The organism is Streptomyces lydicus (assembly GCF_000717345.1).
GTDB lineage: Bacteria > Actinomycetota > Actinomycetes > Streptomycetales > Streptomycetaceae > Streptomyces > Streptomyces lydicus.
This window is the reverse complement of the sequence record NZ_JNZA01000018.1, coordinates 55653-70779: the sequence shown is the minus strand read 5'-3', so window position 1 is coordinate 70779 and position 15127 is coordinate 55653. Positions and strand designations below refer to the sequence as shown.

Annotated in this window: 10 protein-coding genes and 1 pseudogene; 3 read left to right on the top strand and 8 right to left on the bottom strand. The window is 72.8% G+C overall.

From position 1 onward, the window contains the following. Positions 1-9: 9 nt before the first annotated feature. Positions 10-948 (bottom strand): LppU/SCO3897 family protein, encoded by a 939-nt coding sequence (locus OO62_RS19145; protein WP_033268686.1) that lies wholly within the window; start codon positions 946-948, stop codon positions 10-12. A 133-nt stretch (positions 949-1081) separates the two neighbouring features. On the opposite strand from OO62_RS19145, the gene OO62_RS19140 reads away from it, so the two are divergent. From OO62_RS19140 to OO62_RS19130, 3 genes are all read left to right on the top strand, one after another. Further along, a complete protein-coding gene (locus tag OO62_RS19140) occupies positions 1082-2362 on the top strand; it encodes a C15 family peptidase (RefSeq protein ID WP_033268685.1) in 1281 nt (426 codons plus the stop codon). Between the two features lie 176 nt (positions 2363-2538). Further along, positions 2539-3933, top strand: a complete 1395-nt coding sequence (locus tag OO62_RS38055; protein WP_078617248.1) for a nitrilase-related carbon-nitrogen hydrolase — start codon at positions 2539-2541, stop codon at positions 3931-3933. Further along, on the top strand, positions 3930-4889 hold the full coding sequence (locus tag OO62_RS19130; RefSeq protein WP_033268684.1) for an ornithine cyclodeaminase family protein: 960 nt from the start codon (positions 3930-3932) through the stop codon (positions 4887-4889). Before OO62_RS38055 ends, OO62_RS19130 begins: the two co-directional genes overlap by 4 nt. A 441-nt stretch (positions 4890-5330) precedes the next feature. On the opposite strand, the gene OO62_RS19125 is transcribed toward OO62_RS19130, so the two are convergent. The 7 genes and pseudogenes from OO62_RS19125 to OO62_RS19095 all read right to left on the bottom strand — a co-directional run bounded on the left by OO62_RS19125 (position 5331) and on the right by OO62_RS19095 (position 15093). Then, a complete protein-coding gene (locus OO62_RS19125) occupies positions 5331-6254 on the bottom strand; it encodes a ribokinase (RefSeq protein WP_033268683.1) in 924 nt (307 codons plus the stop codon). 209 nt (positions 6255-6463) lie between these two features. Further along, positions 6464-8520: pseudogene (locus tag OO62_RS41755) on the bottom strand (ABC transporter permease/substrate-binding protein). Beyond that, positions 8510-10369 carry a sugar ABC transporter ATP-binding protein gene (locus tag OO62_RS19110; RefSeq protein ID WP_051733420.1) on the bottom strand — a complete coding sequence of 620 codons (1860 nt, stop codon included), beginning with the start codon at positions 10367-10369 and terminating at the stop codon, positions 8510-8512. The pseudogene OO62_RS41755 and the gene OO62_RS19110 overlap by 11 nt, the downstream one beginning before the upstream one ends. Before the next feature lie 400 nt (positions 10370-10769). Continuing rightward, on the bottom strand, positions 10770-11771 hold the full coding sequence (locus tag OO62_RS19105) for a LacI family DNA-binding transcriptional regulator (RefSeq protein ID WP_033268680.1): 1002 nt from the start codon (positions 11769-11771) through the stop codon (positions 10770-10772). 454 nt (positions 11772-12225) lie between these two features. Next, positions 12226-12351: a hypothetical protein gene (locus OO62_RS41365; protein ID WP_266105129.1), complete on the bottom strand. Its 126-nt coding sequence runs from the start codon at positions 12349-12351 to the stop codon at positions 12226-12228. A gap of 447 nt (positions 12352-12798) precedes the next feature. Continuing rightward, positions 12799-13227, bottom strand: a complete 429-nt coding sequence (locus OO62_RS19100; protein ID WP_033268679.1) for an organic hydroperoxide resistance protein — start codon at positions 13225-13227, stop codon at positions 12799-12801. A gap of 846 nt (positions 13228-14073) precedes the next feature. Then, the gene (locus OO62_RS19095) at positions 14074-15093 is read right to left on the bottom strand and encodes an NADP-dependent oxidoreductase (RefSeq protein ID WP_033268678.1); all 1020 of its coding nucleotides are present in this window, start codon (positions 15091-15093) and stop codon (positions 14074-14076) included. Between the last annotated feature and the right edge of the window lie 34 nt (positions 15094-15127).

Genomic DNA, 15127 nt, shown 5'->3' with positions numbered 1-15127 from the left:
TCCGGCGCGCTAACGGACGGGCGTGAGACAGGACGTCGTCGCGCCGTCCGGGCTGTACTCGAGAGCGGCGAGGTAATCGCCGCCGGCGCAGTGCTGTTCCGGCGCGTCCAGCCTGCGGCTCACCTTGTACTGCGCGTCGGCCGAGCCGCAGTCCACGGCCCGCAGGTCCTGGTCGGGCCAGTCGGCGTCGTTGCGTACGCAGTCCCCGACGGCGAGCGTCTGCGCCTTCCCCTGGCCGGCGCCGGTGGTGAGGGGCTCGCTGGGCGAGTCGTCAGCGAACAGGCCGATGACGAAGAGGACCGTCAGCGCCAGCGCGAGCAGCGCCAGCGGAATGAGGATCAGCAGCGTTTCGGGGCGGCGCAGCAGCGGCTTGCCCGGATCGAGCGAGGGCCGGAAGCCGCCCACCGGGGCGGCCAGGGCGTGGAAGCGGCTGCGGGGGCCGAGGTTGACCAGCAGGGTGATCGGGGTGATGACCACGGACAGCGGGCTCCACCAGCCCTGCCACAGGGTCTTCGCGGACATCTCCCGGTAGGTGGCCAGCCCGCAGGAGCGGCAGAACACGCCGCTGCGGCTGAGGAACCGCATCACGTAGAGGATGCCCTGATGTCCGCGGACGGTGGCCTGGACGGCCGGCTGGGCGCCGCAGAACTGGCAGCCGACGGGGCCCGGTTGGGCGTGGGGGTGCGGCTGCTGGGGGTATCCGTAGGGGGCTTGGGCCGGGGCCGGGTGTCCCGGTGGGGCGTAGGGGCCGGCGGGCTGCTGAGGCGCGTAGGGGCCGGCCGGCTGCTGCGGGGCGTACGGCCCGGCAGGCTGCTGGGCGTAAGGGGCGGCCGGCTGCTGGGGAGCGTAGGGCCCGGCGGGCTGCTGTTGGGCGTACGGCCCCATCGGGGGCTGACCGGGCGGCTGGGCGTACGGGTGGGGCCCGTGTGGTGGCGGCGGAGTGGCCACAGAAATTCCCCCTGGTATGCGTGGAGCGTGCCGGACGCGACGGCGGACCGGACCAGGCACCCTATCCAGCGGCCACTTCCAGCCATCCGGCGCCCTCTACCGCCCCACGGGCCACACCGCTTTACTCACCTCCATGACTCGCACAGCTACCACACCGGCCGCCGTCGTCCTGGCGCTGCTCGCCGCCGTCGCACCGGCCCTGACGACTCCGGCCGCCGCCTCCCCCGGGCCCGGCGCGACGCCCACGGTGGAAGAGGGCCGGCTGACGCTGGCCGCGCCTCAGGAGATCCTGCGCCGCAGTGGATTCGACGACATGCGCGAGGAGTTCGGGCGCGGGCTGGCGCACCTGACCACGTACGCGCGGGCCCGGCACTATGTCGCCGGCGAGGGGCGGGCGCTGTGGCGGCGGGCCGTGGACCGGGCACAGGGGCGTGGCCCGGCCGGCGGTGACCTGAGCCGGGACGACGACCGGCCGCTGTACTGGGCACGGCTGGAGATGACGAAGGAACTGCGCCAGTGGCAGCCGGACTTCGAGCTGCCCGATGGTCAACGTGAGGCTCTTCTGGGGTCGTTGGAGCGGACCTCTCGTGGAGAGGACTCGATCGAGTTGCCCGCCGGGAAGCGCGTACTGCGGATCGTGGTGACCGGTTTCGACCCGTTCCAGCTGGACGCCGATCCGCGGCGGAGCAATCCGTCGGGGGCGGCCGCGCTCGCGCTGGACGGGACGACGGTGCGGACCGCCTCGGGGCGGACGGCCCGGATCGAGGCGGCGGTCTTCCCCGTACGGTGGGCCGATTTCGCGGCGGGCACGGTGGAGCGCACGCTGCTGCCGCACTTCCGTCGGGGGCCGCGGCAGGTGGACCTGTTCACGACGATCAGCCAGGGGCGGCCGGGGCGGTTCGACGTCGAACGGACCAACGGGGCCTGGCGGGGCGGCTATCCGGACAACGCACGGGAGTCCCGCACCGAAGTCGTACCGATACCGGCCGGGGTGCCGACGGTGACGCCGCAGCCGCAGTGGACGACCACCAGCCTGCCGTACGCGCGGATCGTGGCGGCCGGCACCGGGCCGTATCCGGTGGTGGACCACACCGCCGTCACGGAGATCCCGGCCGGCGGCACGACGCCGGTCGAACGGGCCGACGGGCCGACTCCCGGTTCGACGGCCCGGGCCGGGGGCGGCGGGGACTATCTGTCGAACGAGATCGCCTACCGGGCGACGCTGCTGCGGGACGCGGTGCGGCGGCCTGAGCTGCCGGGCGGCCATCTGCACACGCCCGTCCTGGAGTTCGGCCCCGGCAACACCGACCCTGCGGACGGCCGGGTCACCGATCCGGACTTCGTACGGAACCGGGTCGCGATCACCTGGCAGGTGCGGGCGATCGTGACGGTGGCGGCGGGGGAGGTGGCGTAGGAAAGCGTAGGAAGGCTTAGGGAGGCTTAGGGAGGCTTAGGGAGGAGACGGCCGGGAGGTCGCGCAGGGAGGAAGGGGGCGGGGAGGTCGCGTGCGGGGTGCGGGGTGCAGGGGTGCGGGCGGGGAGTTATCCACAGGCCCGCACGCGGCGGGGGCGGCACCGGCATCATGGGTGCATGATCATTGCTGCCGCACAGTTCAGTGCCGTACCGGGCGACATCGCCGCCAACGCCGCACGGATGGCCACGCTCCTCACCGAGGCCGCCGGGCGCGGCGTGGGCCTGGTGGTGTTCTCCGAACTCGCCCTGACCCACTACGACCTGCGGCTGATAGCGGCCGATCCGGCCGGCATGACGGTCGCGGAGGACGACCCGCGGCTCGCGCCCGTACGGGAGGCGTGCCGGGCGGGCGGGGTCGCGGCGGTGGTGAACGGGGCGGGCCGCCCGCCCGAGGGCGGCAGCCGCCCGACGATCGCCTCGTTCGTGTTCGGGCCGAACGGCGCGCTGCTGACTCGTTACGACAAGATCCATCTGTCCGAGACGGAGAGCGAACTCTTCGCCCCGGGCAGCACGGACGGCCGCTTCACCCTGGGCGGCATCCGGTTCGCGCTGGCCACCTGCTTCGACAACGCCTTCCCCGAGGTCCCGGCGCGGGCCGCGGCGGACGGCTGCCGGGTGTATCTCTCCAGCGCGTTCCACGACGCGCCGGAACGGCTGACCCGCTACGCGGACATGGCGCGGGAGCACGGCCTGCAGGTGCTGCTCGCCAACGGCACCGAGGTCGGCAGCCCCGGCCCGGCGTGCGGGCTGAGCGGGGTGTGGTCGCCGGCCGGCGAGCGGGTGGCGACGGCCGCCGAGTGGACGGCGCCGGTGCCGGGCGGCGAGGCGGAGGTGGTCTGCGCCGACGCCCGCGACCGGATCACGCTGATGGCGGACCCGGTGGTGGCGGCGGTCCCGGTCAAGGAGTGCGGTGAGCCGCTCGTCGACGTACGGACCGCGGCGCCGGGACTGCTGGTGGCCGAGGACCGCACGGACGACTCCGGCGCCTACGCGCAGCTGCGGGAGGGGGTGCTGCGGCGGCTGCTGGCGGCGCAGCAGGCGCTCCCGGACGGACTGCGGCTGCAGTTCGTCGAGGGCTACCGTCCGCCCTCGTTGCAGCGCCGCTACTTCGAGGAGTACGCCGACGAGCTGCGCGCCGCGCACCCCGGCCGGGACGCCGCGCTGATCCACGACGCCGCCAGCCGCTATGTCTCGCCTCCGGACATCGCACCGCACAGCGCGGGCAGCGCGGTGGACGTCACCCTGGTCACCACGGACGGGGGACATGTCGACATGGGGACGCCGATCAACGCCTCGCCGGAGGAGAGCGACGGCGCCTGCTACACCTCCGCCCCGGGCCTGACCCCCGCCGCCCGCGCCAACCGCCGGGTGCTCAGCGCCGCACTGACCGCGGCGGGCCTGGTCAACTACCCGACCGAGTGGTGGCACTGGTCCTACGGCGACCGGTACTGGGCCCTGGCGACGGGCGCGGACCACGCCCGGTACGGGGCGAAGGAATGGGACGACCGATGACGCCGCCCACCGCACCGCGCCGCCCGGCCCCCGTCCTGCTCGGCGACGCCGAGGTCCGCGCGCGCCTCACCCCGGCGACGGCAACCGCGGCCGTCCGGCACGCGCTCCTGGAACACCAGGCGGGACGGCTGGCCGCACCGCCCAGGGTGCACGCCGGACTCGGCGGCGGGGAGCTGGTGTTCACCGTCGGCGCGCTGGCCGACGAGGGGGCGCAGGGGGTAGCTGGGGTGCACGGGTTTCGCGCGTACGGCACGGCGGACCGGGCCGGCGAGCAGCTGGTCGCGGTGTGGGACAGCGCGAGCGGGCGGCTGACCGCGGTGGTCCACGGGCAGGAACTCGGGCCACGCAGGACAGGGGCGATCGGGGCGGTGGCGGTCGAAGCCCTGGCGCGGACCGGCGGACCGGCGGGCTGCCGGCTCGGTCTGATCGGCACGGGCCCGCAGGGCTGGGCGCAGCTGTGGGCACTGTCGGCGAGCGCCTCCCACCGGCCGGCGGAGGTCGCGGTGTTCGGACGGCGGCGGAAGCGCGCGGAGCGGTTCGCGGCCCGCGTCCGCGAGGAACTGGGACTGGCCGCCCGGGCGGTGGACTCGGCCCGGGCAGCCGTGCAGGGCCGGGAGGTGGTGATCGTCGCGACCAACAGCCCGACGCCCGTACTGGAAGCGGACTGGGTCGCCCCGGGCACCCATCTCAGCACCCTGGGCCCCAAGTCCACCACCCACTACGAGATACCGCCCGAGCTGGCCGAACGGGCAGCGGTGATCGCCACCGACTCCCCCGCCCAGGCCGGGAGTTACGGCACCGACCACCTGCTGGGGCCGACACCGCTGACCGCACTGGGCGCGGTACTGGCCGGCACCGCCCCCGGCCGGGGCGGACACGACGACATCACGCTGTTCTCCTCGGTCGGCCTGGCCGGCACGGAGGTGGCGGTAGCGGCGACCTTGACACGGGCCTGAGGCGGGTCATTGGCCGGCGGGGGGGGCGAGGAGGCGGCGCTGGGGCCTGAGCCGGGGGCCGGGGCGGGCGATGGACGGGCAGGCGGCGGCATGCAGCTTGAGCCGGGACCCGGGCCACGCTGGCCGGGCGGCGGTGGTGCGGCTGATCCGGCGGGCCGGGCCCCGCAAGGCACCGTCGGGAGCTGGGCGCTGAACCGGGCCGGGCCGTGGGGCAGGCCGTGCGGCACCGGGAGCCGAGCCGGTAGGCGGGCCGGGCGTGGCCGGACCGGGCGCCGCCGCCGGGGACCGTACCGAGCGGACGGACTTGGGCGGCGCCGCCGGGCCCGCGCCGAGTCGGGGGACCCGGGCGGCGCCGACAGCTCCGTATCGCGTCAGCGGGACCTGGGACGCGACATTAGGTCCGGGCCGGGGCGGCGGGACCCGGGAGGCGGCGTCGGGGGCTCAGTCCTGCGGGGAGTCCGGGGCCAGGGCGTCCAGTTCGGCGCGCGTCGGGTAGGAGGGCTGGGCGCCCGGCTTGGTGACGGCCGCGGCGCCGACCCGTACGGCGAAGCGGGCCGCCTCAGGCAGCGCGTCGCCGCCGGCCAGCCGGGTGGCGAGGGCGCCGGTGAAGGCGTCCCCGGCACCGGTGGTGTCCACGGCCTTGACCCGGACACCGGGGACCTCGACGGTTCCGGAGGCGTCCAGGGTCAGCGCGCCGTCGCCGCCGAGGGTGACCACGACGGAGCGGGCTCCCCGGTCACGCAGTGCCCGCGCCCACTCCGCGGGCGTGCCGTCGGCCAGCCCGGACAGCTGCCGCGCCTCGTGCTCGTTGACCACCAACGGGTCGGCCACGGCCAGGAGTTCAGGGGCGAGTGCCGCCTCGGGGGCCGGGGAGGGGTTGAGGACGACCCGGGTGCCCGCCTGCTCGGCGGCCGCGGCCGCGGCCCGTACGGACTCCATGGGGATCTCCAGCTGGAGGGAGAGCACCGACGCGGCGGCGATGACCTCCTTCGCCGCCGCCACGTCCTGCGGGGTGAGGGCGGCGTTGGCGCCGGGCGAGACCACGATGCTGTTGTCGCCGTCCGGATCGACGATGATCATCGCCGTGCCGGTACGCGCGGACTCGTCCACGATGACCGGCGAGACATCGGTGCCCGCCTCGCGCTGGGCGCTCAGCAGCAGTTCACCGAACGCGTCGCCGCCGACCCGTGCCAGCAGGGCGGTGCGCCCGCCGATCCGGGCCGCGGCGGCCGCCTGATTGGCGCCCTTGCCGCCGGCCGACTCGACCAGATCCGTACCGAGCACGGTCTCCCCCGCGCCGGGCCGCCGCTCGACCCGTACCGTCAGGTCCGCGTTGGCCGAGCCAACCACCAGGACGTCATACATGCGCCGTTCTCCCATGTCCGAGCGGCGCGCTCCGGTAGCCGGGCGCCGCTTCACCGTTCGTTGTCATCTGCCGTGTCCTCCGTGGTTGCCTGCGTCGTGTCATCCACGGTCACCTTCGTCGCCTCCGCCACGGTGGCACTGTCGTCCCGCCCGCGGCCGCATGCGTCATATGCGCTATATACGAGGTATGCGTCGTTCGCTCCGCGCTCTCACCCGCCGTCGAACTTCGCCGCGTTCCGCGCCGTGACCAGCACCACCGGCACCTTGACCGACTGCGGCAGCTTCTCACCGCGGGCCGCCTTCAGCGCCCAGTCCACGGCCTGTTTGCCGAGGAGTTCCGGCTGCTGGGCGACGGTCGCCGTCAGGGTGCCGCCCCGCACCGCCTTGACGCCGTCCGGTGTGCCGTCGAACGCGACCACCTTGACGTCCTTGCCCGAGCGGCCGCCCAGCGCCTTCGACGCACCGAGGGCCATCTCGTCGTTGGCGGCGAACACCCCGGCGAGGTCGCGGTGCGCCTGCAGCATGTTCGTCATCACGTCCATGCCCTTGGTGCGGTCGAAATCCGCGGGCTGGCGGGCCACGACCTCGATGCCGGGGTACTTCTTGATGCCCTCTTCGAAGCCCTGGCCGCGCTCGCGGGCCGCGGAGGTGCCGGGCTGGCCCTCCAGGAACGCCACCTTCCCCTTACCGCCGAGCGAGTCGGCCAGTGTCTTCGCGGCGAGCCGGCCGCCCGCGACGTTGTCGGAGGCGATCGTCGAGCCGACCTTCCCGCCGTTGACCCCGCGGTCGATGGAAATGACCGGTACGTTCGCCCGGTTGGCGACGCCGACGGCCGGCACGGCGGCGTCGGAGTCGACCGGGTTGATGATGGCCGCCTTGACGTTCTGGCTGGTGAACGTCTCCATCTGGTTGATCTGCTGGGTGGGGTCGTTCTGGGCGTCGGTGATGTTGAGGTGCAGTCCGCGGGCGTCCGCCTCGGCCTGGGCGCCCTGCTTGATGCCGACGAAGAACGGGTTGTTCATCGTCGACAGCGCGAGGCCGAGGTCGGTGTTGCCGCCGCGGTCGCAGCCGGCCAGACCGAGCGCGACGGTCGCCGCCAACCCCGCCACCAGCGCCACCCTGCCGCGTACACCGCCTCTGACCAGGGCGTTCCCCCTGACCGGGCGGCTCCCCCCGGTCAGGCCGTGCCCCCTGCTCAGGCGACTCCCCGGCACCCGACCGTTCCTCCGCACCCGGGCGCGTCCCGTCCCGCGGGCGCTCATCGCACGCTCCGGCGGCGCAGCGTGTCCAGGAGCACCGCCAGTGCGATGACCAGGCCGGTGGCCACCTGCTGCCAGAACGCCGAGACGCTCAGCAGATTGAGGCCGTTGCGCAGTACGGCGAGGATCAGCGCGCCGATCAGGGTGCCGGACGCCTTGCCGGAACCGCCGGAGAGGCTGGCCCCGCCGATCACCACGGCCGCGATCGCGTCCAGCTCGTATCCGGTGGCGGCCTGCGGCTGGGCGGAGGTGAGCCGGGCCGCGAGCACGATGCCGGCGACCGCGGCGAAGACGCCGGACAGCGCATAGATGACCAGCTTGCGGCGCTTGACGTGGATGCCGGAGAGCCGGGCCGCCTCCTCGTTGCCGCCGATCGCGAACATCGCGCGGCCCGCGTACGTACGAGCCAGGATCAGCGCGGCGATCAGCCCCATCGCGATCATGACCAGCACCGGCACCGGCAGCCAGCCGCCGAGGGTGTCACCGAGCCGGCTGACCGAGGCGGGGAACGGGACCGGCGAGCCGCCCGAGATGACCAGGGCCAGGCCGCGGCCCACCGACAGCATCGCCAACGTCGCGATGAACGCGGGCAGTTTGCCGTACGCGACCAGCGCGCCGGAGACCAAACCGGCCGCCGCGCCGACCGCGAGACCGAGCAGTACCGCTGTCCAGACCGGCAATCCCTGGTCGGTGGCCGCCCAGGCGACGACGATGGCGGAGAGCCCGGCCACCGAGCCGACCGACAGATCGATACCGGCCGAGACGATCACGAAGGTGACGCCGAAGGCGAGGATCGCGGTGACCGACGCCTGCACACCGACGTTCAGCAGGTTCTGCCCGTTGAGGAAGTCCCGCGACAGCACCGCCATCACGACCACCAGGGCGATCAGACCGCCCAGCGGACCGTTCCTGAGGACCGCCCGGGAGAACCACTGCCCGGGACCGTCCCCGTCCGGTGCCCGTCCCACCGCCTCCGCGGCGGCTCCCGTCTTCACCTCAGCGGACATCGGAGCCCTCCATCGCGCTCTCGTTGGCGTCATTGCTCGTATTGGTGTTGGTGTCAGTGCTCGTGTGGGTGTCACTGCTTGTGTTGCTGTCACTGCTTGTGGGGTTGCCGCCCGGAGGCTGGAGCGCCAGCTCCATCACGGCGTCCTGGGTGGCCTCGTCGGCCGACAGCTCACCGGCCAGCCGGCCCTGGGACATCACCAGCACCCGGTCACTCATGCCGAGGACCTCGGGCAGATCACTGGAGATCATCAGCACCGCCCGGCCGGACGCCGTCAGTTCGTTGATGAGCTGGTAGATCTCGACCTTGGCGCCGACGTCGATGCCGCGCGTGGGCTCGTCGAGAATCAGCAGCCTGGTGTCCGCCAGCAGCCACTTGCCGATGACGAGCTTCTGCTGATTGCCGCCGGAGAGCGTACGGGCGGGCTGCGCCAGCCCGCTCATCCGGACCTTCAACTGCTCGGCGACGGCGGCCGCCGAGCGCCGCTGCGCACTCCGGTCGACCAGGCCGCCGCGGGTGTCACGGTCGAGCCGGGCGAGGGTGAGGTTGTCCTGCAGGGAGGCGTCCAGGACCAGGCCCTGGCCCTTGCGGTCCTCCGGTACGAGGCCGAGTCCGGCCCGCATCGCGGCCCGCACATCGCCGCGGGCCAGCTGCGCGCCGTCGATCTCGACCGTACCGGCGTCGTAGCGGTCCACGCCGAAGACCGCCCGCGCCACCTCGGTACGGCCCGCGCCGACCAGTCCGGCCAGGCCCACCACCTCACCGGCCCGCACCTCGAAGTCGATGTCCGCGAACACCGGCACCCCGGCCACCGCCCCGTTGCGCGTCAGCCCCCGGACGCGCAGCAGGGGCGCACCGGGCTCTTCGGGTTCGTCGGGCTCGTCGGGGCGTCGTCTGGGGTACTGCTCGGTGATGTCGCGGCCCACCATGAGGCGGATCAGCTCGTCCTCGTCCGTCGAGGCCGGTACCTCGGCGACGGAACGCCCGTCACGCAGCACGGTGACCCGGTCGCCGAGGGCGCCGATCTCCTCCAGGTGGTGGGTGATGAAGATGATGCCGACGCCGGCGTCGCGCAGCTCACGGACGATCGTGAAGAGCGTCTCGACCTCCTCGGAGGTGAGCACCGCGGTCGGCTCGTCCATGATCAGGACACGCGCTTCGAGGCTGAGCGCCTTGGCGATCTCGACCATCTGCAGGCGGGCGATGCCGAGTTCGCCGACCGGGGTGCGCGGCGAGACATCGAGGCGTACGCGGGCCAGCAGCTCGGCGGCGCGGGCGTACATGGTCTTCTTGTCGACGAGGCCGAGGGCGGTGCGCGGCTGCCGGCCGAGGAAGATGTTCTCGGCCACGGTCAGCCCGGGGACGAGGTTGAACTCCTGGTAGATGGTGGCGATCCCGAGGCGCTCGGCGTCCTGCGCGGAACGGATCTGCACCTCGCGCAGGGCAGCGCTTTCGCCTCCGCCTTCGGCACCGCCTTCGCGTTCGCCTCTGCCTTCGCGTTCGTACGCGCCGTCCTGGATTCCGGGGCGGGTGTTGGGCTTGGGATCGGGCTGGCCGCCGGTCTTGGGGTCGGACTGGCCGCTGGTCCTGGGGGTGGGCTGGCCGCCTGGCTTCGGGCCGGGCCGGCCGTCGACGAGGATGCGGCCGCCGTCGGGGCGGTGGGCGCCGGAAAGCATCTTGATCAGGGTGCTCTTGCCCGCACCGTTCTCACCGAGCAGCACATGCACCTCGCCGGTGCGCAGGCTCAGATCCACACCGTCGAGCGCGCGCACGCCCGGGAACGACTTGGTCACCCCCTCCACGCGCAGCAGTTCGCGGCCGCCCGGTACGTCGTCGTTGACGCCGGTCATGCGCTGCCCCTCTCTTCTTCGGGTGGTGGTGTGCTCGGTGACGGAAGGTGCTCGGTTTCGCTGAAGCGGGTGCCGGGGCCCGGCCTACGTGTGGGGCCGGTGTGCCAGCTGTTGGTTGGTCCGGGTCCTCGGGGTGTCGGACCCGGGCTGTCGGGCTGTCGGGCTGGTGAGCGGGTGGGCCGGTGAGCTGAGAGCTCGGGACCGTGGGGCCGCTGGGATCTTGGGGGCTGTTGGGGCTGTTGGGGCTGTTGGGGCCGCCGGGTGGGGTCGGCGGGACCGGAGTTGCCCGGACCAGCTGGCTCGTAGCCGGGTCCGGCGACAGTCCGCTCGACGACTCAGCCGGCGTCCCGGTCGGCGACTCAGCCAGCGACTCGGCTCGACTGCCCGCGCGGAGGCCCGTTCAGGGAGCGGCCGGTTCGCCGCACGATCGTCGGGTGATCAACCGGGCGGGCAGCAACACCGACTCGGCGACCCGGCCCTCGATCCGCTCCAGCAGGGTGTGGACGGCGGCCCGGCCCAGTTCGCGGGTGGGCTGCGCGATGGCGGTCAGCGGCGGATCGGTGTGGGCGAACCACGGCCCGTCGTCGTAGACCACCAGCGCCACATCGTCGGGTACCCGTAGCCCGCGCGCACGGAGTTCGTCCATCGCGCCCAGCGCCATCAGGTTGTCGGTGGCCAGCACCGCGTCCGGCGGCTCGGGGAGGTCGAGGAAACCGCTCATCACCCGTCGGCCGCCGGTGTGCTGGAGATCGGGCGTGGCGCCTACCCGCTCGTCGGGGAGCGCGATGCCGTGCGCGGCCAGCGCCGTACGGAAGAGGTCGAGGCGCTCGTCGCCGGTGGGGGTGCCGGCGGGGGCGACGATGATCGCGGGGCGACGGCGGCCGAGCGCGGCCAGGTGGGCGGCGAGGTCGGTGAGCGCGGCGCGGCCGTCGGCCCGTACGCAGGGAGCGTCGACGCCGGGAACGGTGCGATCCAGCAGCACCAGTGGCGTGCCCGAGGCGACGACCTCGCTGAGCATCGCCGAGCCGGTGCCGGCCGAACTGACCAGCAGGCCGTCGATCCGACGGTCGAGCAGCGTACGGATGTAGTCGTCCTGCTGCTCCGGGCGCTCGCCGGCGTTGCCGATGACCAGGCTGTAGCCGAGGCTGCGGGCGGCGTCCTCGACGGCGTCGGCCAGCTCGGTGAAGAAGGGGTTGGTGAGGTCGCTGATGACCAGGCCGAGCGCGCCGGTGCGTGCGGTGCGCAGCGCGCGGGCGACGTTGTTGGGGCGGTACCCCAGCTCCCGCACGGCGGCGAGCACCCGCTCACGGGTCTCGGCGACGGGACTGTGGCCGTTGAGTACCCGGGAGACCGTGGCGACGGACACCCCTGCCCGTTCTGCCACATCTTTGATGTTCGCCATGGCGCCGTTGCCGTTCCGTCCGTGGGGTGGCCCTCATCGGGATGTAATCGTTTCCGCGAGAATTGCGTGAGGGCTACGAAATCGATTACACGGCACTCACGTCAAGACACCGCGAACGTTGCCTACGTCACACCACACCGCTCACGAGAGACACCCCCGGCTCGGCGCACGCATCCGCATCCGCACCCGCACCCGCACCCGCACCCGCACCCGCACAGGAAACGGCCAGCGAAGGGAAGAGAGAGGGCCGGCGCCGACACCACGGGAACTCGCCCACCGACAGGAACGCGGCCAAGCGACGTGGCCAGCCGACCGCAGGAAGCACGGAAAACATGGGAGGCATCGGAGGCATGGGAAGCCGAGGAGGCACCAAGCCCGGGCACTCCCCCGTTGACCGCTCCGCCGTTACGGCGGACACCGGCCGTGTCCGGACCTTGCGGGCTCAGCCCGGCGCTTACCGGGCGAACTGCCCCACACAAGCGACGATCGCCACAAGCAGGCCCAGCACGCCGATCACCACCTGCCATCTGTCAGGCGGGGCCCACCGGTCGCTCTCCTGCTCCGTGTTCTGATCGTCCATCGCTCCTCCTCGCTCCTCCGGACAGGCCCCGGAGACCAGGGCCCCCGCCGACGGACGGCCGGCGGAGCTGTAGGGAGGAACGCGGTGAAGCCCCCAAAGAATAGCGCGAGTTGAGGCCACGGGGCGAGAAATTGACCGGGCGCAGAGAAGCCGGCGGCCGTTCCGAATCCGCGACGTCCGCGACTCGAATCCGCATCGCAAAACCCGCCACCACCCGCCCCCCGGAGCCCACCGACCACGCCGACCACGCCGACCACGCCGACCACGCCGACCACGCCGACGTGAACCCGTAACGCGGGCCTGAGGTCACGCAGCGCCGAGGTGCCGTAGCGCTGAAGCCTCACAGGCCAGGGGGCGCCTGGCGCGGCCTGTAACGGAACCACATGCCAAGGGCCGCACCCCATGGCGGGATGCGGCCCTTGGCGTGACGCGTACGTCAGCGGTGGATCAGGCGACGGTCAGCTTGACGTCGATGTTGCCCCGGGTGGCGTTCGAGTACGGGCACACCTGGTGCGCCTTCTCCACGAGGTCCTTGGCGGTGGCCTCATCGACGTTGGGGATCGACGCGGAGATCTCGACCGTGAGGCCGAAACCACCGTCGGGGGTCTTGCCGATGCCGACCTTGGCGGTCACGCGGGAGCCCGAGACATCGGCGTTCTCCCGGCGGGCGACGACGCTGAGCGCGCCCTGGAAGCAGGCGCTGTAACCGGCCGCGAAGAGCTGCTCGGGGTTGGTGCCGGCGCCGCTGCCACCCTGCTCCTTGGGCGGGTTGACGACCACATCGAGCTTGCCGTCGTCGCTGGCGACCCGGCCGTCACGGCCGTTCTCAGCGGTGGCGACGGCGGTGTAGACGACATCGACGGTCTGGATGGACATACGAAATCCTCCTGTAGTTCGCCGCGACTCGCGCCCACGGATCGCGACGGCTTGCCGCCGAGCCTAACGGGCGGGCGCAAGAGTCCAACGAGCGGGCGCAGCAGGCGACGGAACGAGCCCCAAGGACAGCCCACGGACGACCCAAGGACAGCGGGCGAATCACATTCCCTGCCTTCCCCCCGCCCCACCCTCCCCCACCACCCCTACGGTCCACAGACGCAGCCACGGGCACACCCAGTACCTGAGAACGGACACGGGATATGTACACCCCCGGGCCCGTACGCAGGCACCAGCATCCACACGCCCCCAGGGCCGGGAACTGCCATCGGCACGACACCGATGCCGGCTCCGGGACCGGAGCCGGGGCGGAGCCGGGACCGAGGCCGACGCCGACGCCAAGGCCGACGCCGGGCCCGGACGCAGCCACGGGCACCCGCAGGGAACCCCAGGGCCGGACCCCGACCCGGGGCCTGCGCCCGCCCAGGAGCGGGCGCAACGTACAGGCCCAAGAACGGAAGCCCGCACGACACGCCCCGCCCGAGCACGGCCACCACCGGCGCGGGTAGGAACACGCCCCCACCCAGGCACCGGTACCCCCGGCACAAGGACGAATATGCCCCCCGCCCGGGCACGGCAGCCACCGGCGCGCGGGTACGAGCATGAGCTCGTGCCCGTACCCGCACCCAGCTGCCGTTCCTGGCTCACCGCTCAGCCCTCGAAGGTCAGCCCTCCGCACTCAGCCTTGAGTGCTGGGCGACCCCGCGAGTCCCAAGCCCGCAGACCTCAGCCCTCAAAGCTCAGACCTCTGAGCGCAGAACGCAGGCCCCAGAGTTCGATCCCCGGGCGTCAGTCCTCCAGGCTCACGATCATCTTGCCGGTGTTCTCGCCGCGGAGGAGGCCCAGGAAGGCTTCGACGCCGTTCTCGATGCCGGGCACCTTGGTCTCGCTGTACTTGAGCTCGCCGGAGCGGACCCAGGCGGAGACCTCCTCGACGAACTGCGACTGCAGGTGGGCGTGGTCGCTGACCAGGAGGCCCTGGAGGCGCAGGCGCTTGCCGATCACCATGGCGAGGTTGCGCGGCGCGGGGCTCGGCTCCGTCGCGTTGTACATCGAGATCATGCCGCATATGGCGACCCGGCCATGGACCTTGAGGCTTGAGATGGCGGCCTCGAGGTGGTCGCCGCCGACGTTGTCGAAGTAGACGTCGATGCCGTCGGGCGCAGCCTCCTTGAGCTGCTGGGTGACGTCGCCGTTCTTGTAGTTGAAGGCGGCGTCGAAGCCGTACTCCTCGACCAGGAGCTTGACCTTCTCGTCGGAGCCGGCCGAGCCGATGACCCGGGAGGCGCCCTTGAGCTTGGCGATCTGGCCGACCTCGCTGCCCACCGCGCCGGCCGCGCCGGACACGAAGACGGTGTCGCCCTCCTTGAAGGACGCCACCTCCAGCAGGCCCGCGTACGCGGTCAGGCCCGGCATGCCCAGCACGCCGAGGTAGGCGGTGAGGGGGGCGAGCGACGGGTCCGCCTTGGCGACGCGATTGGCGTCCACGACCGCGTACTCACGCCAGCCGAGGCCGTGCAGGACGTGGTCACCGACGGCGACGGAGTCCGCGCGCGAGGCGATGACCTCACCGACCGCGCCACCGTCCATCGGCTGGTCGAGCTGGAACGGCGGAACGTACGACTTCACGTCGTTCATCCGGCCGCGCATGTACGGGTCGACCGAGAAGTGCTTGTTGCGGACGAGGACCTGGCCCTCGCCGATCTCGGGCACCGCGGCCTCGCGCAGCGCGAAGTCCGCGGGGGTGGGCCAGCCGTGCGGGCGGGCGGTGAGGTGCCATTCGCGGCTGGTCGTGGGCAGTGCGGACATGAGCGCGGTCCTTCCTAATGCTTCAGGTACTGAA